The organism is Bacillus multifaciens (assembly GCF_030756675.1).
Classification (GTDB): Bacteria; Bacillota; Bacilli; order Bacillales; family Bacillaceae_G; genus Bacillus_A; species Bacillus_A multifaciens.
Map to the genome: position 1 here is coordinate 39,072 of NZ_JAVBXD010000010.1, position 22,574 is coordinate 61,645.

General features: G+C 34.0%; 21 protein-coding genes. 1 reads left to right on the top strand and 20 read right to left on the bottom strand.

The annotated features are described in order from the left end of the window. Positions 1-6 precede the first annotated feature (6 nt). The 5 genes from Q9306_RS08915 to Q9306_RS08935 all read right to left on the bottom strand — a co-directional run bounded on the left by Q9306_RS08915 (position 7) and on the right by Q9306_RS08935 (position 6,312). Positions 7-1,950, bottom strand: a complete 1,944-nt coding sequence (locus Q9306_RS08915; protein WP_306197404.1) for a TOMM precursor leader peptide-binding protein — start codon at positions 1,948-1,950, stop codon at positions 7-9. Then, a complete protein-coding gene (locus Q9306_RS08920) occupies positions 1,947-3,872 on the bottom strand; it encodes a putative thiazole-containing bacteriocin maturation protein (RefSeq protein WP_306197406.1) in 1,926 nt (641 codons plus the stop codon). Before Q9306_RS08920 ends, Q9306_RS08915 begins: the two co-directional genes overlap by 4 nt. 184 nt (positions 3,873-4,056) lie before the next feature. Beyond that, entirely contained in the window at positions 4,057-4,359 is a 303-nt protein-coding gene (locus tag Q9306_RS08925) for a heterocycloanthracin/sonorensin family bacteriocin (RefSeq protein ID WP_306197555.1), read from the bottom strand. A gap of 216 nt (positions 4,360-4,575) precedes the next feature. Further along, positions 4,576-5,007, bottom strand: coding sequence for a GNAT family N-acetyltransferase (locus Q9306_RS08930; RefSeq protein WP_306197408.1), 432 nt, complete (start codon positions 5,005-5,007; stop codon positions 4,576-4,578). 81 nt (positions 5,008-5,088) lie between these two features. Next, on the bottom strand, positions 5,089-6,312 hold the full coding sequence (locus Q9306_RS08935; protein ID WP_306197410.1) for an MFS transporter: 1,224 nt from the start codon (positions 6,310-6,312) through the stop codon (positions 5,089-5,091). 593 nt (positions 6,313-6,905) lie between these two features. Between Q9306_RS08935 and Q9306_RS08940 the strand changes: the two genes are divergently transcribed. Beyond that, positions 6,906-7,610, top strand: a complete 705-nt coding sequence (locus Q9306_RS08940; RefSeq protein WP_306197412.1) for a hypothetical protein — start codon at positions 6,906-6,908, stop codon at positions 7,608-7,610. 45 nt (positions 7,611-7,655) lie between these two features. Here the strand turns inward: Q9306_RS08940 and Q9306_RS08945 are convergent, their stop codons facing one another. The 15 genes from Q9306_RS08945 to Q9306_RS09015 all read right to left on the bottom strand — a co-directional run bounded on the left by Q9306_RS08945 (position 7,656) and on the right by Q9306_RS09015 (position 22,448). Next, positions 7,656-8,162 (bottom strand): DUF3189 family protein, encoded by a 507-nt coding sequence (locus Q9306_RS08945; protein WP_306197414.1) that lies wholly within the window; start codon positions 8,160-8,162, stop codon positions 7,656-7,658. Between the two features lie 222 nt (positions 8,163-8,384). Next, positions 8,385-8,984, bottom strand: coding sequence for an undecaprenyl-diphosphatase (locus Q9306_RS08950; protein ID WP_306197416.1), 600 nt, complete (start codon positions 8,982-8,984; stop codon positions 8,385-8,387). A 191-nt stretch (positions 8,985-9,175) separates the two neighbouring features. Further along, positions 9,176-10,597 (bottom strand): HAMP domain-containing sensor histidine kinase, encoded by a 1,422-nt coding sequence (locus Q9306_RS08955; protein ID WP_306197418.1) that lies wholly within the window; start codon positions 10,595-10,597, stop codon positions 9,176-9,178. After that, entirely contained in the window at positions 10,594-11,268 is a 675-nt protein-coding gene (locus Q9306_RS08960; protein WP_306197419.1) for a response regulator transcription factor, read from the bottom strand. The genes Q9306_RS08955 and Q9306_RS08960 overlap by 4 nt, the downstream gene beginning before the upstream one ends. Before the next feature lie 11 nt (positions 11,269-11,279). Further along, entirely contained in the window at positions 11,280-11,810 is a 531-nt protein-coding gene (locus tag Q9306_RS08965; RefSeq protein WP_306197421.1) for a hypothetical protein, read from the bottom strand. A gap of 432 nt (positions 11,811-12,242) precedes the next feature. After that, positions 12,243-13,961 (bottom strand): PAS domain-containing sensor histidine kinase, encoded by a 1,719-nt coding sequence (locus Q9306_RS08970; protein ID WP_306197422.1) that lies wholly within the window; start codon positions 13,959-13,961, stop codon positions 12,243-12,245. Positions 13,962-14,282: 321 nt separating this feature from the next. Beyond that, complete coding sequence (locus Q9306_RS08975; RefSeq protein WP_306197425.1) at positions 14,283-15,137, bottom strand: Cof-type HAD-IIB family hydrolase; 855 nt, start codon at positions 15,135-15,137, stop codon at positions 14,283-14,285. Between the two features lie 218 nt (positions 15,138-15,355). Continuing rightward, positions 15,356-15,511, bottom strand: a complete 156-nt coding sequence (locus tag Q9306_RS08980) for a DUF1540 domain-containing protein (RefSeq protein ID WP_306197426.1) — start codon at positions 15,509-15,511, stop codon at positions 15,356-15,358. A gap of 71 nt (positions 15,512-15,582) precedes the next feature. Further along, the gene (locus tag Q9306_RS08985; RefSeq protein WP_306197428.1) at positions 15,583-16,806 is read right to left on the bottom strand and encodes a cytochrome P450 family protein; all 1,224 of its coding nucleotides are present in this window, start codon (positions 16,804-16,806) and stop codon (positions 15,583-15,585) included. A gap of 168 nt (positions 16,807-16,974) precedes the next feature. Continuing rightward, a complete protein-coding gene (locus Q9306_RS08990; protein ID WP_306197430.1) occupies positions 16,975-17,424 on the bottom strand; it encodes a DUF6376 family protein in 450 nt (149 codons plus the stop codon). Positions 17,425-17,724: 300 nt separating this feature from the next. After that, positions 17,725-18,075, bottom strand: a complete 351-nt coding sequence (locus Q9306_RS08995) for a hypothetical protein (RefSeq protein WP_306197432.1) — start codon at positions 18,073-18,075, stop codon at positions 17,725-17,727. Positions 18,076-18,091: 16 nt separating this feature from the next. Next, complete coding sequence (locus Q9306_RS09000) at positions 18,092-18,892, bottom strand: DUF817 domain-containing protein (RefSeq protein WP_306197433.1); 801 nt, start codon at positions 18,890-18,892, stop codon at positions 18,092-18,094. Between the two features lie 223 nt (positions 18,893-19,115). Continuing rightward, on the bottom strand, positions 19,116-20,147 hold the full coding sequence (locus Q9306_RS09005) for a DUF1835 domain-containing protein (RefSeq protein ID WP_306197435.1): 1,032 nt from the start codon (positions 20,145-20,147) through the stop codon (positions 19,116-19,118). 475 nt (positions 20,148-20,622) lie between these two features. Next, the gene (locus Q9306_RS09010; protein WP_306197437.1) at positions 20,623-21,177 is read right to left on the bottom strand and encodes a DUF6155 family protein; all 555 of its coding nucleotides are present in this window, start codon (positions 21,175-21,177) and stop codon (positions 20,623-20,625) included. A gap of 155 nt (positions 21,178-21,332) precedes the next feature. After that, positions 21,333-22,448 carry a DUF4145 domain-containing protein gene (locus Q9306_RS09015; RefSeq protein ID WP_306197439.1) on the bottom strand — a complete coding sequence of 372 codons (1,116 nt, stop codon included), beginning with the start codon at positions 22,446-22,448 and terminating at the stop codon, positions 21,333-21,335. Positions 22,449-22,574 lie beyond the last annotated feature (126 nt).

A 22,574-nucleotide genomic window follows, 5' to 3' on the forward strand; every position in this document is an offset into this window, starting at 1 on the left:
CATCACTTATGCAAACGGATGTGGATGTGGATTGAGTTGTTCAAACGTTAGCGATTGCTTCGTATACCCAAGTTTCATTGGCACGTCTAATACTCTTTCTAGACCTATTAAGCGCGTAAGATGATGCCCAAATGTCATTGGCAACATTCCCGGAATGATTACTTTCACACAATGTAATCCATTTCGCATTATTTCTGGTGTCGTCTGATCTACTACAATCACATCGAGGTTTAACTGGTGTAACATATGAAGCATTTCTCTTAAATCATCTGTCAAATCCTCATGTCTCGTTTTCTGCTTGAATGCCTCGGTAAATGTTTGTAACGGTCGATTATTATTTAGCAAAAACTGAAACCGTTCTTCTGCTTCTGGCAAAGCGCATACCATAGGATGGTCATGCATTGTCTTCACAAGAGAAGGATTGTGGAACATCTGTACATATTTCTTGTGATTCGCCTCAAGTTTCTTATCAAGTGTTAACATCATGCCTGCTAATTCAAATATTGCACTTTTCGCTCCTCGTACCGGATCTAAATGGGCTCCAGCTGCACAGAGAATATTCATCCCCTTCTCTTTTCTGTTTTTTGCCAATGCCCAAATGCTTGGAATTCCGTGCTCCATTGTCGAGTTAAATACATGTATATCATATCCCCCTACTGCACGTACACGTTCTATCATTAACTGCAACTCTTGATCATTGACAGAAGAAAGATCAAGACGCGGGAGGGAAAGCTTTGCATACCAAGTTAACAGAAATGAATCGCGCTCAATGACTTCTAAAATGCCATAAAAAATTGCTTCTTCTAAACTGCCACCTAATGCACAACCATTGGAAGTCTCATAAACAAAACCATCTTTACTACCTAAACTATAATAAGCAAGTAGTTCTGGAACTAAAATTGGACGTTCTTGTAGAAATGAATAACCCCATACCCAGTTCATTGGACGATCTGGATGAAATGGTTTAAACGGGAAATTCGGTTTCATATATTGTTCCTTTGCGTGTACCCCTACTTCAAGAGGATTTAATGCTTGATGACCTAGATTGCGGAACGTATCGTGAATGACTGTCCGTTTTCCCCGAGGCTCTAGACCGCAATATCGTTCTAATCCTTCTAAAATAGCAGTTAATTCACTCGTTGCATATGAATGAGTCCGGCCAGCCGTTGGTTCATTTCCGAAGAGAAGCGGAAGATTCACACTTACATCAGCAAATGGGGGCGTAAGATCATACATTTTATCATTTAAAAAACCAGTCTCATAATCTAGATAATCTTTAACTAGTACTTTACTTAAATCAGATATTGAACGACAACGATAATTATCTAAGTTAACCTTTGGGCTTGATTGCAATGAAATTTTAGCTGAATGTGATGAATCATTAGGCATTTGGCTACAATTTGAGCATAAAGGATGAGGTAGAAAAAAATGATAGGAGCTTTTCAAAGTTTGTAAATTTACGAAAAACATGTGTCCTTCTGATCGTACATAATCATTTTGTAGAATACACTGCACTTCTCTTAACAGAATATGTGTCATCTGTCTTAATCCATTACTTGATGTCCATATGTCCCCGGGGATTTCCTTTTTCGATGATAAGATTCGCATTATTTCCCACATCTCTTTCGAATCACTTCCTGCAAAAGTACGGCGTATATCTGCGCATTGGGAACATCCTGGTGTGCCAGGACGAACGAGCGGACCGATTATTCCTTTTCCAAATGAAACGAAAGCTCGCAACCAAGGGATATTCGCCGATTGAACTACACTTTCTGCCTGTTTATGAATAGAAGGATTCCAAGTATCATGTAAAACGAGAACTAAATCGGTTGTTGCTGGTATATTTAGATTAAAATTGGTGTTCTTGGTGATTTCATATCGGACAGCTAATTCTTCATATACACGATTTGCTAATAGTCCCTCTCCAATAATTAAAATGGAAGCACTCACTGGGATTCCTCCTCTCCCAATAATACTCCAAATAGTCCCGCCAGTTCCTCCTTCCAAACGTCTTCTAGCGATATTTCAAATACGTAAAGCCGCATTCCATTTTGTTTTAATGTCTGTTCAGCAGATTGTAATATTTCTTCTTGTGTCATGTTTTCACAAGAAGAAATATTGAAATGTAATGGCAGTTTTTCTTGTAATAAAACTGATGAAGTCTTTAGTGCTTGTGATGCGTGGCAATCATCACAATTTTGTGCTTCTGTAAGTGCCTGTTGTAATGCTTTACGTAACGCTAATGTTTTATTTAACCCTACACTTCCGTACCAGCGATTATTTGTACTAATCCAAATCACAGGGAAATTAAAAACGTCCTCTCCTAAAGCGATTGTTGGTGTTCCTTGCAATGTAGTAAGTGCTTGCAAATAAACGCTGCAGCGCTCATCTTCAATTACATCTAATTTTAGCGTGGAAACAGAAATTTTTTGTTTTATTTGTCTCTTACGAAATTCTTCATCCAAACATTTTTGTAATCCCCTAGACACACATTCTGCAATCGTATCCCCGGCTCCAATTCCTATAAATTGCTCATGTTCAGAAATTATTGAACTAGCAATTCGCGATATATAGGTCTCAACTCCGGCTAATCCAGCTTCATACCTTGCTTCCAAATGGGTCAAACCTGTACAAATCATATCTGGCAATAATTCAGCAGGGCCTTCTGACAGCGGGTCAACTGTTTGAATACGACATTGAGCCAATGGCAGCTGTTTTAAGTCACCTGCTTCCCAAATATGAAAAATCCCTGCTTCTTTTGATACAAGGGAATTCAAGTTCAAAGTAGGTTCATCCCATTTATTTTCACTTGAGCTCTGCTTGATTCTCGTATTGAAATCTGGAACCCATTTGATTTCCATCTTCTCAGTTACTAAGGGATGAGATAAAAAGGAATGCCAGTTTCCTTCTAACGTTTCGGAATTTAACAGAAAAAATTGATTTGTTTGCGTATGTTTCGTTACATCTGTAACCTTTTTGAACAGTTCAAATACAATTATATTTGCTAACATTGCCTCCGTTGTAGAAGAAAAAGTGTGTTCCCCTGAAGTTTTAGAAAATGCAGACTTGTGTAGACGTCGCCAAGCTGATTCCCAGCAAGCATCATTTTCTGGATGTACGAGTGGCCCGGCTAATCCAATGCCTTGCCTAGATATGGCAGGGATGAAAATCTTTTTTTCTTCTTTACAAATAGCATGAAGAATTTTTAATTCCTCTATGTCTTCTCCTTGTGATATATACAAAATCGCCTGAAATGGCTGCACTGCATCTTTCAAACCATTTCTTTTTTCTTTTTGTAAAAAAATTTCTTCAATTGCCATTTCAGGATCTGTTCTTTGTGCATATTCTATTAATTCTTTTAACCTTCTTTTATTAGTTTGAACGGAATCAGTAATTAGCATCTGGAATTGTGGTAATCCTGATTCAAGTAACGCAGAAACTAGGGAAACAAAAAAAGAACCAGAACCAACAACTAATACTTTCGTTTGGCGATAAGATTGAAAACGATATGCACCTGAAACGCCGAGGTTATCTAAAAATTCAATTTGAGATGCGTATTTTTTAAGAATATGTTCTGACAATTGGTGTGGATGATCTTGACTTATGTCTATTGCAAATTTATTTTGGTACAGTATTTCTGCTATTTCAAATACTCGCTTTCGATATAGCTCAGGTAAGCCATCTGTCAAATTTCCTAATGTATTTTCCCCATTAAACATCGGCACCAGTTTTTCAATCCATTGATTGATTGATTTTCCTTCCATACGGAATGAACTGGCATTATTTCTAAAATACACTTCTCCTTTTGGATTAGAGAGAAAAAAAGTATCTCGTTTCATTTTCAAACGCGTAGAAGAGTTAAATTTTGTCATTGTACTCCTCCTTCACTGTTCGTTGCATTAAACTGTCATCATAACAATTTTATGTATCCTATTTTTTCTTATGTCAAACGGAAAAAAGAAGAGTGGTTTATCATACTTAAAGAAAAGTGTCTCTACAATAAAGGTACAGTAGAAACGCTTTTCTTTAAGTAAAGTTTCAATTAAAAAATTGGGATTAAATAATCCATATTCCGTCCCACCAGAATCCGGCGCCACCACATCCTCCGCAACCACCACAACCACCGCAACCGCCACAGCCAACGCATCCAAAGCATCCAAAGCAACGGAATCCGCCGCAACGTCCGAACCCTCCACAGCGACCACCACAACCACCACAGCGGCCACAACCACCGCAACGACGAGTATAGTCTTCTTCAATATAGTATGGAGAAGGAGTTTGACTATCCCAGTACACAACATTTCCAGTCTGATAATCATTTAAATTTAACGTTTGAAGTTCTTGTTGAAAATTATTCATTTCATAACCTCCATGTATATACTTTGCAAGTCGTAACAAAAAACAACTTGTAACAAAAGAGACGATAGACCATTTCGAATTGCACTCCCCAACAAAGTATGACCTAAAATTAGGTATTGTGACTTGTTCAAATGCCTAATTTAGAATTATGTAATTTCACGTATGCTCTTCTAGCTTTAAAAAAAGAAAAAACACACTCTATGTGTGTTTTCAAATTTATAATTTCATTAACAATGTTTTTATATCATATTGCTCTAAGCACCAATTATATTTATCTATAATCTGTTTAGGAACCGCAGTTAAATCTACTACTTCTTGAAATCCATGTTTACTATAAAAAGGTTTTAAATGTTCAAATGGTATACAATATACATTTTGAATTTGAAGTTTCCGTGCTTCATTAATTAGAAATGCAACGATGCTATCAGCGATTTTCTTTCCTCTATAGTCTTCTAACGTATATATTCCACCCATTTCAAAGCTATTTTCATCAATTTTTACTAATCTTCCTAAGCCGGCTTTTTGACTATTAAAATATGCAATTGCAATCTCTTCATTTTCTAAATGTGATGGTACAAAATCAACCTTTTCGTATTGAAAATTAACCCATTGTAAATCATCAAGTTTTGCTTTTTCTATATGTAACATTAGATTGGCCTCCATTTGATAATTTTTTATGATTTAAACATAAATTCCCCCAAAGTTTATAGAACACTTTGGGGGAGTATTTTATTCTATATTTCGATTCATTTTATGGTGCGCAGTAACACCCACCTCAACTTTTTTTATTGGCAAAAACGTTCCAATACATGCAATACATGCACAAACTGCAAATACAAATGGTAATGACTTAACGGCTACGAATGATAGTGTTCCGAAAATAATAAGGTCCAATATCGAATCTAAAACAGACAATAACGAAATCGTTGTTGCACGCACATGAGACGGAATTATGTCATTACTAAGCTGCGAGTATATCGGATAACGAATTGCACGTACGAACCGTAAAATAAAGAACGCTCCTAATACAACCCACAATGTATCTCCAAAAAATGTTGATAATAGTAAACCACTAACAGCTAACCCTCCTGATACATTCATTAACATTGTACGTGAGAATCTATTAGTAAGCCATCCGATTGATATCGAAGAAAAGTATCCAAGGATAGCTGCTAAAGCATACATAACGCCAATTGCAAATACAGGAAGGCCTGCGTTCGTAAACAACGGTTGGTTAAAAGCGTCATATACTGCACTTGCTGGAATAAAAACAAGCGAGACGTTTAAAAACATAATAAGTAATTGCGGTGCTTTACGAATTACCTTTATCCCTTTAATTATTTGCGAAACAGATTCTTCTCGGTAAGATGATAGTTTCTTTGGACTTTTGATAAAAAATAGTAAAGCAAGTTCTACCAAATGAAATACTATTCCAAGAACAATTAATAATGTAAATTGTTCTTCTCGTAAATCTTTAGCGAAATACGAGCCGAAGATTACAGCGATTAACATGGAAATAAAGCCTGCTGATTGGATTTTCCCCATTGCTTGATCCATTTCATGTTGCTCATTATTTTCTTTTAACGATTCATAAATAAGTGCTTCATCTGCACCGGAGAAAAATGTAACTGACAAACCGTTCAATAAACTGTATACACAAAAAATCCATAGATTGTCTGCAAATAATAAGATAGAAATACTGACAGTTTTTATGATCGATCCTGTCAAAAATGATAATTTTGCACCGAATCGATCCGCATAAACACCTGCTGGGATTTCCCCAATAAGTACTGCCACGCTCCAACACATCATGACAATAAAGATATTTGCTGCCGTTAAGCCTTTTTCCATATAAAAAAGAGTCATTACGGGCTGTAAAAAGCTAATTGTTCCAAAAAATTGTACCCAAAATAAAATCGAAATATTATGTGTTGCGATTGTTTGTTTCTTCAATTGTTCTCCTACTTTCCGTTATTCATTTTTCATAATGGATTTAGGAAGCAGGAGTGCTATATTACGTTAGTTGATATTCACTCCTCTTCCTACGCTTGAAAATGTTTTTAGTGTTTTTTGCATGTTATTTCCTCCTTTAATATAGATAGGTTTATTATAGCAATTTTCTTAATATTAAAGAAATGTTTTTGAAAATCATGATAAGATTGTAGGAACATGTAAAGTAGTATATAATAAAAAACAATAAATGATTATTTTAGGTATTCCTAAAATAAAGGAGCGATACATATGAACATTACTATTTATTTTGGAAGCCATGAAGATCAAGAAGTACGTACAATGGATTGCCATTTAGATGTCGAAGATGCTGAAGAAATTTCATCTATTTCTTAATATAAATATACATAATATTATGGGGAAGTTCTCTTCCCTATTCTTTATTAAGATGCCTTTTTAAGGCATCTTTTTTGTTTATTTTTGAGGATAAAACATTTACTTTTTAACGAATAAATAGTACAATATGAACATAAGAACAAATGTTCGTTTTTTGTCTCATCCCCCTTTGGGATAGATACTAGGAAGGATGGATTTCATTGGCTCAAAATAAACGCAGAGGAAGAAAAAAGCATACTCCGACTATATCAAATACAGGCTTTATTGGCTCTGTGTTTATCGATACATTAGAACTTCAAAAAAAATCATATTACTTTTCTCGTAAACGACTGCATATTGCGCATCATGTATTAGATGGTCTTGCACAAGCAACAAGTTCTCTTTTCGCTGAACATCATGTTTCTGCTTACTTATCGTGTGTGTATCTACATAAACAAAAGAAAATTGGGTTTGTTCTTTCGACGAAACCTTTTAAAGAAGCTGAAGGTGTTGCATATTTTAAAAATTATTTAATTGAAAAGAACTTTTATAACGGAAATATTGAAGAAGAAAATTATCAAGAAATTTTTAACACTGGTTTTATTGGTGTTGTTTTTGCAGATTTATCAAGCATCGATCGTTTTAATTTTGATTTTGAAATGACTCTTTTATCAAAGTTAATGAAAGACATGATTATTCCAGTTAAAGAGTTATTTTTACGTAATAAAATTCCAGCATACATTTCTACTGTCAATTTGGAAGATCAACAAAAATTAGGGTTTGTTTTATCTGTAAAGCCATACGATGAACGTTCTGAAGCTGATTTGTATTTTGAAATGTATTTGAGAGAACGTGGTTTATATATTGGTGATGAAGAAGATGATATTGATAAGATTGTCATTCGAAAAAAAGTTGAGATATTATAACAAAAAGGATGGTTAATATATAATTAGCCATCCTTTTTGCTTAAACTATTTAAAGTTTTCATTTTCTAATACTACAACATCTTCATTTGTTAATCTTCCAGCCTGCTTTGTATATTCAACGAGCCTGATTATATTATCGCAAGCTTGTTTTGCACCGGAAACTAATAATGGCACGCCAATAAAATCAATTTTTAATCTTCTCGAAAATAAACCACCGATCGTCATCGCAAATGGTACAGTTGGTGATGTATTAGAAAACACAATTTTTTCGTGGTTTTGATACTTATCTTGTAATAGTATACTTAAATTTTTTAAAGCTGGAACCACAACTTTAGATGCACCATGACCGACTGTATAAACTGGATCACCGTTTTCATCTCGTCCGTGAAAAATAATTTTCCCCATATCGGAAGTTTTTAGTTTATTAAAATAATCAACGTTTAATATCTCGTCTTTCGTAAGTTTCCGATCCGTTGGTAGTTTTTTTAAATGATATGCTGCCGCTAATGAAGTTGTATGTGTCCCGCCATAATCAGTATAAATATAAATCATCATATCATCCTTTAAATTGATATACATGATTATTATTGTTACCAATATTTAGCGTTATAATCTAAAAGTAGTATTTAGCATCAGCATAAATAATATCAAAAACTTTTGGAACAAGGGAGTTAGCTCGGCGGTCTTAGACTAATTCGTTAGCTATCAAAAGTAACGACTAACCGAGAAGCCCCCACTTCAAACAATCCGTAAGGACGCTAAGTGGCGGGTAGTTCACGCTGTATGATTGTACTTAGACAGTATTGGAATTCGTTTTGTTATTATAGCGTAAATTTGAAATATGAGACGTGCCAAAGGTTCTACTTTGTTTGTATATTTGACTACTAAAGCACTTGTTATGAAAGATAAAACAGCTCCGCCTATAATATCTGCCGGATAATGAACACCTACATATATACGTGAAATGCCAACTAGTATAGCCCAAAACAATGCGATATTTTTCCAAGCTTCTCCTCGTAAAATCATTGTAAATGCTATAGAAAATACAAGTACAGCATGGTCACTTACAAACGAGGAATCAGCAGCGTGTGGCACTAATTTGTGCACATGATATGTGACAAATGGTCGTGGATGATAATAAAGTGCATGAATCAAAACATTTACAAGTAGTGCTGTACAGACAGAAATTGCTGTGTACAAAACTGTATATTGTTTACGCATAGCTGTTTCTTTTTGTCCATTGCTAAACCATAAAGAAAGCATCAAGATAATTGCAACATATGGGGCGCTGCTTGTAATAAATATCATCCCTTTGTCTAACAAAGCGAAGGATCCTGCCCAATTATTAATCCAGTGGAATATTGTGTAATTCATATAATTCTCTCCTTGTTTACATTCAGTACGTAATTACCTATTTCGTTGATTTACTCAGTATATACTGGCAAAATGAAATGTTCTTAAATTTTTTCTCATCTTTTTCTCATTTTTCTTCGGTATTTATAAAATGTATTCGGTATTTATAAAATGTATAATAAGTCCACAAATAAAAGCGAGAAGTATGCAATCTACTTCTCGCTTTTTACACAATTAAACACTAAAGTAACTGTCGTTCCTTTTTGTTCTTTGCTGTCTATCATAATACGTCCATTGTATTTTTCTACAAGGCGCTTTGCGATGGAAAGTCCTAATCCATTTCCGCCTTGTTTTCGGCTTCTTGCTTTGTCGACTCGGTAAAAACGATTTAGTACATATGGCAATTCAGACTCTGGTATTCCGACTCCGTGATCTGTAATGGTAATCTTAATTTTCTCTTCTTCTACCTCGCTTTGCAAGCAAATGTATTTTTCATGTTCTTTTGTATATTTGATCGCATTATCTAGTATAATAACTAAAATTTGTTCGAGATAAGAAGCTGGAATAGAAACACATGCATGATTCGTATGTAATTGTCTCTCAAATTGAAAATTCGCATGCAGCAATTCGAAATTTTGTGTAACTTGTTCTATTACTGAATTTACATGTACAGGGTCGGCTGCAAGAGGATACATTTGTTCCGATTCTGCCCGGGATAATTCTAATAACTCTGACACAAGTTTATTGAGACGATCTACTTCTTTTAGGCTAGAATCTAACGACTTTTGTAATATAGCAGGGTCATCCTTTCCCCAGCGGTTTAACATAGAAAGATGTCCTTGTATAATCGCAAGTGGTGTGCGTAATTCATGGGATGCGTCTTCAACGAATTGCTTTTGTTGCATAAAGGATGTTTCTAGATTGTTCATAAGCTCATTAAAAAGCAGTCCGAGTTTGGTGAATTCATCATTGTTTTCGTGAATTGGTACCCTTTCTTTTAATCCATTTGTCTTAATTTTGTTCATCGTATCTGTAATAGCTTGCACACTTAATAGAAGTTGCTTTGCAAGAATGGTACCGCCTAAAAAGCTAAGAAGCAATCCCCCAATACCGGCAGCAATCATAACAAGAAAAATAAGCTTCATTAAATGATCAAAAGCTTCAAAGTTTTGTGCAACTTCAATTGTACCAGTAAATGTATGTGTTGTAATCGGCGTGCGCTGTACAAATATTCTATCTTCAAGCTGCCTTTTCATAGAAGTTTCAGGTCGATCGACGTGCTTTGGCTTAACTAAATTCGGTTCAAAGTCACGTGAAACAATGACAAGTTCCTTTCCTTTTGCATCCAAAATTCGAATCATTTGATGTTTATCATTAATAGTTGCAAGAAAATCCTTACTGTTTTCAATCATATCTGCAGAAAAATTTGTATTCTCATTCTTAAAATAAGCTTCTATTTCTGTTACTTGCCTATTAATTTGCTTTTTTTCATAATCAAGCGTCCAATGGTCAATAATCACATATTGTAAAATATTATATAAAAAGAATAAAACAAATATTAATGTGCTGGACCATAGTGTTAATTTCCATTTTACAGGAAGATTCCGGATGCGATTTCTTAGTTGCTTCATCATCGCATCACATATCCTACGCCTCTGACAGTTTGTATATACGTTTCTTTGTCTTTGCTATTTAATTTATTACGTAAATAACGTACATAAACGTCTACTATATTCGTCTCTACCACTGCATTGTATCCCCAGACTTGCTCTAAGAGCATGTCTCTTGTTAATACGCGATTGATATTTTTCATAAACATCATAAGCAACTCGAATTCTTTATTTGTTAACTCAATTATCTCTTCTGTTTTGTGTAAAGTTCGAGACTCTACATCAAGTTCTAAATCTTTAAATCTTAAAAGAAGTTTATTTTTATGCTCTTCTTTTTGATTTCTTCTCAAAATCACACGCATTCTTGCTAACAGTTCTTCAATGGCAAAAGGCTTCGGTAAATAATCATCTGCACCGCTATCTAATCCAGTTACACGATCCATGATACTATCACGAGCTGTTAACATAATAATAGGCGTTTCTTTTGTTGCACGTAATCGGCGGCATACTTCAATTCCGTTAAGACCAGGAAGCATTAAATCAAGAAGAATGATGTCATAATTATGCTCAAGAGCTGTTTCTAAACCTTTTCTTCCATCATACACAACATCGACTGCGTATCCTTCATATTTGAGTTCTAATTCTAAAAATTCTGCTAAACTTTCTTCATCTTCAATAATTAAAATACGTTGCAATATTATCACTCCTATACAGAAAGGTGTATGAGTAATCCGATCCCGAATATAACAGCAACAGTTTGATGTGCTTTACGGTATGTTATATATTTTTTCTTATCTTTCAATTTGTGTAATAGTATACCAGCTATCGCAACAAGGATTAATCCAATTAAAGCAAAAATTCCACTATAAATTCGAATCATATGGCGGCTACCTACAATTAAAAAATAGATCCCATGACTAGTAGCGACCACGAAAACTGCATACCCGATTAACGTATGATACTGCTTTAATAACATATAAAGTTCTTTCGTATATTTAGAAACCATTATTTTTCTTTTATGCAAATACAACCAAATATTACGAATTAACCATAAAGAACCTGCTGCAATCGCTCCGTATTCTGCAAGGGATCCAAGATTTTTATTTAGACCTTTTAATGCTATTAGACTTCCTACCACAAAGTCTAATACTAACATAGTAACACCAAATGCAATAATGGAGGCGCCTATAATTTTTATGGACACATGAAAAATTTGATTTAGTAGACTTTTTGACATTTTGATCCCCCTCTTTCTGTAGCTATGAAATGTAATTGTTCGTTTCTATTTTAACCATAAAAATGGAAAATCTAATGAAAGGAAGATTAAAATTAGATGAGAAAATGTATAGTCGTTTCTTAAAGAAGAGGGTTACGAAAATCTTTGATGATATTGACTTGGATAAAAATTGAGGGTTCATATTTTATAATTTTTGAAAGGTTCGGTCTAGTAGTTGAAATATAATGAAAAAAGAGTAAAAGAATGTTTCTGATCAAAAACCAGTTCTCTTACTCCTATGTGTTTATAAACATAACGAACATTTTTTTATAAATCCATTTTGATCTTTTCAACATTTGAGTTTTTGCTATGTAAAAGTAACTAGCACTCATTTTATCTTTATGTATTACCGTTACATGAGGTAGGAAAATGCTCTGTATGATCTCTCATAAATTAAGAAGTTTGAGTAATTGGTAAGTGAATTTTCACTGAAGTTCCTACTCCAACCTTACTCTTTATATGGATTCTTCCTTGATGACGTTCAATAATTTTATAGCTAATCATTAAACCAATACCCGTTCCTTTTTCTTTCGTACTATAAAAAGGTTCTCCAAGTTTTATTATTCTCTCTTCCGGAATACCAATCCCCTCATCGGAAACGCAAATCATGACCTCATTGTCGCTTGTTTTCTTAGCAGTAATTATGATGTCTCCTCCATTTGGCATTGCTTCAATTGAATTTTGTAAAACGTTTATAAATACTTGCTTTAACTGTTTTTCGCTACAATCAATATATAAGAAGCTAGGATCTGGTTGGAATGTAATATGAATATTTGTCATGATTGCTTTTGTGTTAATTAATGACACAACATTTTCTAATATAGAATATAGATTCTTTTTTTCAAAAGAAGTAATTTCAGGTTTTGCAATCGATAAAAACTCACGAATAATAGATTCAATACGCTCAATTTCAGACAGCATTAGCGTAAAGTATTCTGAATCATTTTTCAATTGCAATAATTGTATAAAGCCTTTTATAACAGTTAAAGGATTACGTACTTCATGTGCAACGCCTGCAGCAAGTTGACTGACTGCAGCTAAAGTGTCTGATTTATTTAATAATTCAGCTGTCTTCCTTTGTTCCGTAATATCACGAACAATAACCATAATTTTATCTGTTAAAAGCGGCAAACATCGCGCTTCAAAATAATACATACTATCGTGCATCGCTAAAGAGTAATCTACAATTTCTATGGAATTATTTTCATGTACTTTAACAATTGCGTCATGTAACTGATCGGCAACATCTGGAGGTAAAACATCTTGAAACTTTTTGCCCATAAATTCTTCAATCGGTACATAAAACTTTGATGAAGAAGCAGCTTTATAATCATCAATTATTCCATCCAAATTAGTTAAAAAACATAAATCTGGTAACGCTTTAAAAATTAATTCTAACTCAGATGACTTTTGGATGAGTTCTTCATCTATCTTCTTTCGATGTGTAATATCGATACCGATTGCCCAATGGCTATATCCAGGGATGGGAAACTCATCTGATAAGTTTGACCACATTATTGTTTTTTGATCACCGTTTTTACAAGTAAGTGTCATTTCCCAATCTCGAAAGTTTTTCCCACGTGTTGAGAACTCATAAAGCAGTTGATTTCGATATTCATTATCGGGATAAAGGAGCTCTAATGCGCGGGGATTGTTTACAATTTCAGCTGCGCTGTAGCCTGTTACTAGTTCACACTCTCGGTTCCATATAACAATATTTCCTTCTTCATCACACGCATCGACCATAGCGGGCATGTTTTGCAAAATAGTACATACTTTTTCAGCAGGTATTGATTGATTCTCCTGAAGTTGTTGCAATGTATTCATTCCGATATTGTTCATAAGTGTTGCAAGGGATTGGAAATATATTGTACAAGTATCAATACGGTCTTGAGGAGAATCAATGATAAAATTGCCAATCATCTGTTCATAAATCATGATTGGGACATGAATTTTTGTATATAAATGTGTATCATTGGACTCGGTGCCGTAATGGAATAGTATCTCTTGATTGGAATCAAGAAGCTGATGTGAAATATGTGTTAAAAAATAAAATTGTTCTGCCATTTTTTGTATTTCTACAATATTAATAAGTTCTGTAAGCCGATACATATCTGACAACTCCTATATTAATAATTCAAATATATATATTGATTTTTCGATTTTGTTTAATTTTCAAATTTATTTAACTTTTCCATTATACGAATTAAATTTATCAAGGTACATAGAAAAATAGAGTTATTCATGAATTTTTTTATTTTTCAACAAGAAAGTAAGGGAAAGTGAATAAAAACACGCAAAAAGGAACAGATTTTGTCGAAATCTGTTCCTTTTTGCGTGTTTAACTAATATGAAGTTTAAGTAATTGAATTAATAAGAGCATTTTTGTCTCTTTCATCATTTTTTGGCCGTGGTCTAACTAGCAAAATAACTTCAGCCAATTACATAACAGCGAAGGGCATGAGCAACACCATGATCATCATTTGAAAGTGTTTTATAGCGACAAATTGCTTGAATCTCTTCCACAGCATTCTCCATTGCAATTGATATATTTGCCTTTTCCATCATAGACATATCATTTAAACCATCACCAATTGCGACGGTATGTTCTTTTAATATACCTAAATGATTTGCTAGTGTATATAATCCGTTCCCTTTCTGAGCATAAATATGATTTATTTCAAGATTGTGCCAGTAAGATGCCGTAATCGATAGCTCCTCGTTATTTATAAATTGCGTTTTTAATAACTTTAATTTTTCTCTTTGATACGAGAATGGGAGAATTTTATGAATGTGAATTGGCGTTGAAAATAGCGATTTGCAGCTTTCGATTGGTTTCGTTTCAGTATGCTCTAAATATAATGCTGCTATTTGTTTCAGTTCTTCTTCATCAGCGTGTATATCAGAATTTATGATTAAATTCATCTCAAGTTCAATCGTTTTTTCTCCGTATTCTGGGATATATACCCCTTGATCTGTATACAATTGATAAAATATATTTTTTTCTTCTAAATAATTAACAATCTCTTCTGCATGTTTATTTGCAATCGGATATCGCTGTAACATTTCATTATCTAAATACAAAATTGCACCGTTTTCTGCAATAATTGGACATTTTAAATTTGCTTCATGGAGAAGTTTTTGAACATCTATTATAGAGCGTCCAGTACAAATCACAACGACATGTCCTTTTTCTTGACACTCTTTAATAGCTGCCGCATTTTCCTCACTAATTACCTTCTTTGATGTAAGAAGAGTGCCGTCTAAATCAATTGCAATAAGTTTCATTTCTATTCCCTACTTTCGTTTCTATAAATGCGATAAATGATATCGTTCTCATATGCAACATTATAGTTATAATGTATGAAACGCATTTCAGGTCAAGAGAAAACATTTATTATGCAAAATTTTTATATTCTTTACATATAAAAAGTATGAAAATGATTGTTATTATCAATAATATACATAAGACAAGGGTAACCTAGATTGTGGTTACCCTTCGAGACTTAAACTTCTGGTATAAATGTTTTGCAATCTGTTTCTTTACTATCAGATGCTTGTTTCCCTGTATGACTTATTACATAAATGGACTCAGCATTGCACTTATTTCCATTTCCCCAATATTTGCAGTTGTTTACTTCACAAAGAACATCTTGAGCCATAGTATGACACCTCCTTTATTGTCTAGTATGAACAGCTTTGAGAGGTGTCATACTGTTTCTTATCCGTTCACTTAGAAAGATAATGGTAATTCTTCTAAAGAACGCATTAAATAATTCCCACTCCATTTTAAGTCTTCTCTTTTTCCTTTAAATCCAAGACCTGGCATACGATGTAATAAAGTAGGAATTGCAAGTTTTGCTTCTAAACGAGCAAGCGGTGCACCAAGACAGAAATGACTGCCATGGCCAAAAGCGATATGACGGTTATTTTTTCTTGTAATATCAAATATATGAGCATTTGGAAATATCTTCTCATCGCGGTTCGCAGAGGCTAAGGAAATAATAACCTCATCTTTCGACTGAATATTTTGACCATGTAATGTAAATGATTCTGACGCCCAGCGCATTGTCGTTAATTCAACTGGACTGTAAAATCGTAACGACTCCTCAATTGCTGAGTCAATCAAATCTGGATTTTGCCGTAAAAGCTGCAACTGATCAGGATGTTCAAGCAATACTAGCGTCATATTTGTGATTAAATTGACAGTTGTTTCGTGCCCTGCCACGATAAGCAGCATAACCATTGAATATAATTCCGTGGCACTTAATTTTGTTCCTTCACTTTCTGCTTGTATTAATGCACTGACTAAATCGTCTGAAGGATTTTCTCGTTTTTTATCCACTAAATATCGTAAATAGTTAATGAATTCACCTAATTTTTTATCAACTTCTTGCAAAGCTTCCTGCGTTTCTGGAGAATCTATAACCGCATGTGACCAAACTCTAAATTTATCTCGATCTTCTTGAGGAATACCGAGCATTTCGCTAATCACAATAATTGGAAGTGGGAAAGCATAATCGTTTACGAGGTTTATAGTGTGCTGAAATTCTATTTTGTCAAGTAAACTATCAGCAACAGATTGAATGTTATCTTTCAGTTGTAGAATCATCTGGGGAGTAAACGCTTTTTGAACAAGGGATCGTAGCCGGCTATGGTCAGGTGGGTCAAAGTTCAGCATATGTTTTCTCAAAAACTCTCCATTTTCTAATGTAAAAGTGACTTCTAATTCTTTTTTACTAAATACATTTTCAGCATTTTTCAGTAAACGTGCATCTTTTAATAAACTAACTGCATCTTCATATCTTGTAATGAGCCAAGCGTTGGGATATACCTGATAAACAGGATGCGATGAACGCAACTCTTTATAAATGTCATATGCTTCATGTTTAAACTTAGCTGAAGTTAATTGGATCTCAGGCAATGTGTTACGATTCATTTCATTATTTGAAGACATACCGCTAACCTCCACCTTTAGAAATATTTGGTGACCATTGCACCTAATGACCATTATAACGTATTGAATTTTATAAAAGTTGAGAAATTATAACTAAACAACTTATTGTTACACCTTCAAATTAAAAAAGTCCGTTATACATAACAGACTTTTTTTTTCAGACTATATTTACTTACCTAAATTTTGAATCTTATCTTTTGAATCTTGAATTTGTTGAATTGTCTGCATAAGTTCCGAGTTTTTGAATTGTTCTACATCCATTTTTCCTTCTTCTACCTTCTTCATGGTTGTATCAATTAATCCATTTAACTTTTCATTATATCCAACAATTTGCTGATGAATATCCTTTGCTACATCAGGAGGTGTCAAATCATTAAAAGCTGAAATATCCTTTTGGATTTCTCTGAGTCTAGTTTCTAATTCTTTGCGGGAGGCACTATCGTTGATTGCTTTTTCTACTAATCCCGGCGCTTCATTTGCAAACGCACTCACTTTATTAACATAGTCTTTTGCCTTTTGAGCATAGTCAATTGAATCCTTACCTTCTTCAATCATAGAGCATCCTGTTAAACCAATTACCATCATAAACAAGAATAACAAAGCTTTTTTTATCGTCATTTTTTTACCTCCCCTAAATTCGTACAAATCCACCTATTTATTATTAACTTTTGGAAAATAAACGTCAACTAACTCCAAAATATACAATAAAGGTTGATTTTAAAGTTACTTTTTGTTTGCTTCACTTTTTTTCGGTACTTTGCAACTAGATGATAAATCCATTGACCACTTAGACTTCACATAGAAACTGTCAGGACCTTTTCCTACCTCGTGCAATGTATAAAACAAAAGGAGAGCATGTAGTATTCTACATAGCAGCGACTTATATATAGAGAAATTAAAATGCATATATATGACTTACTACTCTAACTTTATTATGTTAGGCACATCTTCCCTTTCAAATATTTTTGTGTACGTGTTTCCATCTAGAGTAACAAATAGTAAAGTAATATTACCGCAAACACCTGAGTAAAATTGAAACTCCCCTTGTGAATTTGTGACAGCACGTTCTTTATTAGAGATTGAAGCTTCATACACTTGTACATCAGATAACGGCTGTCCCTTATAATCTACCAAAACAGCTTTGATTTGAACGGCACTTGCTCTACAATCTAAATTATTTTCACGACTTATTTTATTATATGCCGCAATTCCGATTCCAAAAATAACGATTACAATACATGTAAAAAAGACTACTCTTCTTCTTTTCAAGACGGATCACCCTCTTTTATTTAGGATGAAGAGACTTATTTTGAGAGAAATCTTTGCTTTTTTTCATTTTAAGTTGTTTTAATTGTGCGACTATCATAATGCTAATGACAACGAGTAAAAACCATGAACTAATTTTTCCAATGTGAACGAGTTTCCACGTTCCATGTTGATTTGGATATTGCCACGCTCCAAAGAAAGTTGCGATATTTTCTGCAATCCAAATGAAAAAACCTATCAAAAAAAACGAAAGAACAAGTGGCATTTTGTATGTAACCTCTTGTAAATAAAAATGTACATAAGTACGAAAAAACACTCCAAATAATAAGATTGTTAAAACCCAGCGGAAATCATACATAAAGTGATGGGTGAAAAAATTAAAATAAATCATTGCTCCTAGCGGAATCGTCCATATCGCATTTGGCCATCCTTCTATTTGCAAATGAAACCTGCGCCATGCCTGACATATATAACTCGCAACACTCGCATACATGAAACCACTATATAACGGTACGCCCAGCACCTTTGTCCATGCATCTTCCGGATAAGACCAAGAACCTTGATGCACTTTGTATATTTCTAATGCCAATCCAATAAGGTGGAAAACAGTAATCACTTTAAGCTCGTCTTTTGTTTCAAGCCCGCTTTTATACATGCCGTATTGAATGAGAAGGCAGACGAGTAAGATGAAATCATAACGGTATAGACCCGGAATATGGATCACCTTCGAAAGAGCAAGTGTCAAAAAGATTAGTACAGGAAAAATACAGGAAAGAGCTTGTTGATAGCCAAAACAAACTAATTGTCGTAAATAAATCATTGTTACTCTCCTCAAAAGTGTGTATCTATTGTTGATTTAATCACCACTCATTTTTTGAAGATATCTCTACAATCTTTAGATTCAGAAAAATTTGGTAATCGTAGCGTTTAATTATTATAACGCATTTATTTTTATAAAAGTCTAGAAAGTTGCAATTATATATTACTTTTCATATGAAAATGAAAAAGGAGATGTTCACATAGACGCCTCCTTTCATTCGCTATCATTTTTCCGGCTGTGCTAATCGTACGCTATAAAACCTCATGGAATGCAAAGAGCCTTTCATAAGAAAAATACCTTGTTTAATTAATGTTTTTAAACGATATTCAATGAAATCATCTCCTACATATTGTTCAAAATGTCCTAAAACCTCCCCAACTAATCGAGCAGATTTATAAAATTGATTTGTAAATCCATCAGTTTCTAAACTTCTAGCACATTGTACGATGAAATCATCAATATAATCTTCTGGAACAGAAACAACACAATTATTCTCCCATATACGTAAAACTGCGTGCTCTTCACGTAATGTTTCCCATTCATTTTCAAGTGTTTGTCGCTCTTCTTTTGTTAGAGGAGATGATTCTTTGTAGCTTTCGCGTATTGCGATTAACTTTTCAGGAACAATTTCTCCAGTATGGCGGACAGTGTAATCTAAGTTTGGTTTGTGAAACAACTTATCGAAGCCGTCAGCTGTATTTATGACATATAAATCATTAGTAGCAGCTCTCAATAAAAATAATACAAAAGTAAGCCCTACATGTTCGTAAGCATTATTTCCTGTCCAAATTGTAATTGAAACATGAGATGGGATTGCATATAATTTCCCCAGAGCTTCTTTCATTTCTGGCAAGTATTCCTCATAACCGTAATCTTCTAATGGTATTTTCTCCTGTAGCCATTGCTGCCGTGCAACTTGCCCTTCTTCTTCATCTAAATGAAAAAGAGGTCCAACAGAAAAAGCATCGGAAAACAATAGAACATGCTCATCGTGAATATTGGCTGTTTTTAAGGCATATTTTAGAGATCCTGCTGCGGAATGGCCAAAAACAACATGAACATGTTTGCCTTTCGTAATATCAGTTTTTTGAATATACTGTTCTATCAGTTCTTTCGGTGTATTTGTAAGTGAAGTTAATGTTTCCTTATTAAAATTTGTTTCTAGTGAGTGAAGTTGTGTGAGTGTCTTGAAGAGTAGTTCCCTTGCTTCTCCTTCAGTTAAATGATTGATTGCTTTTTGTAGGTGTTTTAGCATTGTTTCTCCTCTATCAATGTATTTTTATTAGGTATTGACACTCCCACCCCTAAAGGGGCAAGCTGACTAACGTCAGTGGGATTCTTGCTACCAAAGGCGAAATTCATTTCTGATATCGCTGACGTGCAAGATTGCGGTGTGCCATCACCACTCCCACGACAGACCGTATAGGTTCGTGGGCTACGGTACTGTTACCATACCGTACAGCTTTTTGGATTCTCCACCATGTTTTAACGTCTTGTTCTTGACGACACATATTGTTTTACACACGAAATGAAATTGATTCGTGCAACCTCATACAATATTCGTTTTTCAGAGAACATAATTGTTTTAGAGTCTTTTGCATGACTATGGCTTTATGATAACAGAACGAATGTTTTTATTCAAAAAGCAATACTTTCATCCCATGCCTAAAGGCGCACTAAAGTCCTACATGGGCTTTCTCGTATCGCAAATTCTGTAATCGGTCAAATTCTTATTCCTCTTCCTCTTCCTCTTCTAACCAAGGGATACAATAATATAACTCACTTAATTCTTCAGGAAATCCCCAAGCGATTTCCATGCTATTACTTAAAAGGTTAGATAATCTCTCAGCATATGGTGTATAGTAAGATTCATCTTCTTCACATAAATCTACTAATTTTGCAAACATGGATAAAAGTTTATTATAAAATTTTCCACCTATATCTCCATACGATCTTGTAAAATCTACACCCATTTCTACATAATACAACATTAAATCGATTGTTCTGATCGGATCATCTGTTGTTTTTTGAAAGCTGAGAATCATTTTTTCTAAATCAGCAAGTCTTAATTTTGGTAAACTACGCTCTGGGAAAAATTCATTTTCAATTTTCTTTCGTAATTGTTTATGTAAGTCTTCGTTTACTTCATCACCTAAAAATTTACTAGATAAATATTGTTGCACTTCTTTATTCATCTTAAATAAGTCAACAATTAGCGTAATTAGTTCTGTCTGGTCATATTCTTTTAATTCTTTTTTTAACGTAGGGATTTTTATTTTTTTCAAAAGTGATCGCTCCTTTGTTTTTATTGTAGTTTATTTTCTAGTTAATGAGAAAATCCTCTAGTAATAATTGTTGATGGTGAAAATTATATAAAATAAGTATACAAATGATCACATAAAAAAGGTACATCTAATAGTAAAATGTACCTTCCTCTACATCATTTCCCCATCAAAAACCAAGCCGGTTTATACTTTGTCGCCCGATTCCCTTTCGCCATATAGCGGAAATAAATGCTATGTTCTTTTAGAGGGAATAAAATTTCGTTAAGCTCCCAACCGCCGATGATCCATAATGCTCCGCCGCGGTTGCGTTTATCTATCATTTCAACATTGTGTTTTTTCAAATATGCCATAAGATTAAACTTTGTTGTTTTTGTCTGCTCTTGCTTTACATCTTGTTTTGTTGTTATTTTTGATTTTCCATTTGTAATGTATGAACCAAATAAAAACCAAGCTGGCTTTCCTCTTGTTATCCGGTTTCCTTTTTCCTTATAGCGGAAGAATATTTTCTTTTCTTTTAATGGGAATAAAACTTCATTTAACTCCCAACCGCCAAGAACCCACAATGTGCCTCCAATTTCACGTTTGTCAATTACATTTACATTGTGTTTTTGAAAATATGCGTCTAAATCAAAAGGTGCATCAAGTGCTTGTTCTGTTTTTTCTTCATTTGAAGTAACAATTTCTGTTTCTTCTTGCTTTTTGAGATCGACATTAAACATCGCTTGTTGCATCATCATATGTGCGAATACTTCTTGTATCGTTGTTTGAATGGATTTTTCAATCGCTACTTCTACTGTTTTACTTAATAGTTCTGTTAATTCATCGTTATGATTCTCCGCTGTCTGTTGCGGGACCTCTGGAGCTCGATAGCCCGGAGCTTGAAATCCTTCATCGCCATATGACTCCATAAACCAAACAGCAACTTTAAAAACAATACGATAGATTCGCATAGAATCCACCATACTGCCGTAATGGACATCATGAGCAGCCTTATTGCCTATGGAACGGATTAAATCAAAATAACCACGGAATGTTTCATCAATAATTCCTTCACGAAATAATTTTTGTATGCGCTGAACGTACTTTATCTCATATACGCTTTGTAATTTTTCTTGATCCCAAATTTCATTTACTACAGCTTCAAGAAATAGGCAAGCTTTCACAATTGCTTCATGTGGATCTTCGTAGATGTTCTTTTCTATGCTATATGCAATCTCGGCTAAATTTGGATATTGCGGTTGCAAAAAGGAGAGTACATAATTATCTTTCATGACGCCCTCCCATTGTTAATTTTTTCTATATATTTAACTATAAAATATTCATTCTAATTGGACAACGGCTATTTTTTACAAAAACGCGCTTTTATATTTATTCTTGTTCAAATTTATGATAATTAA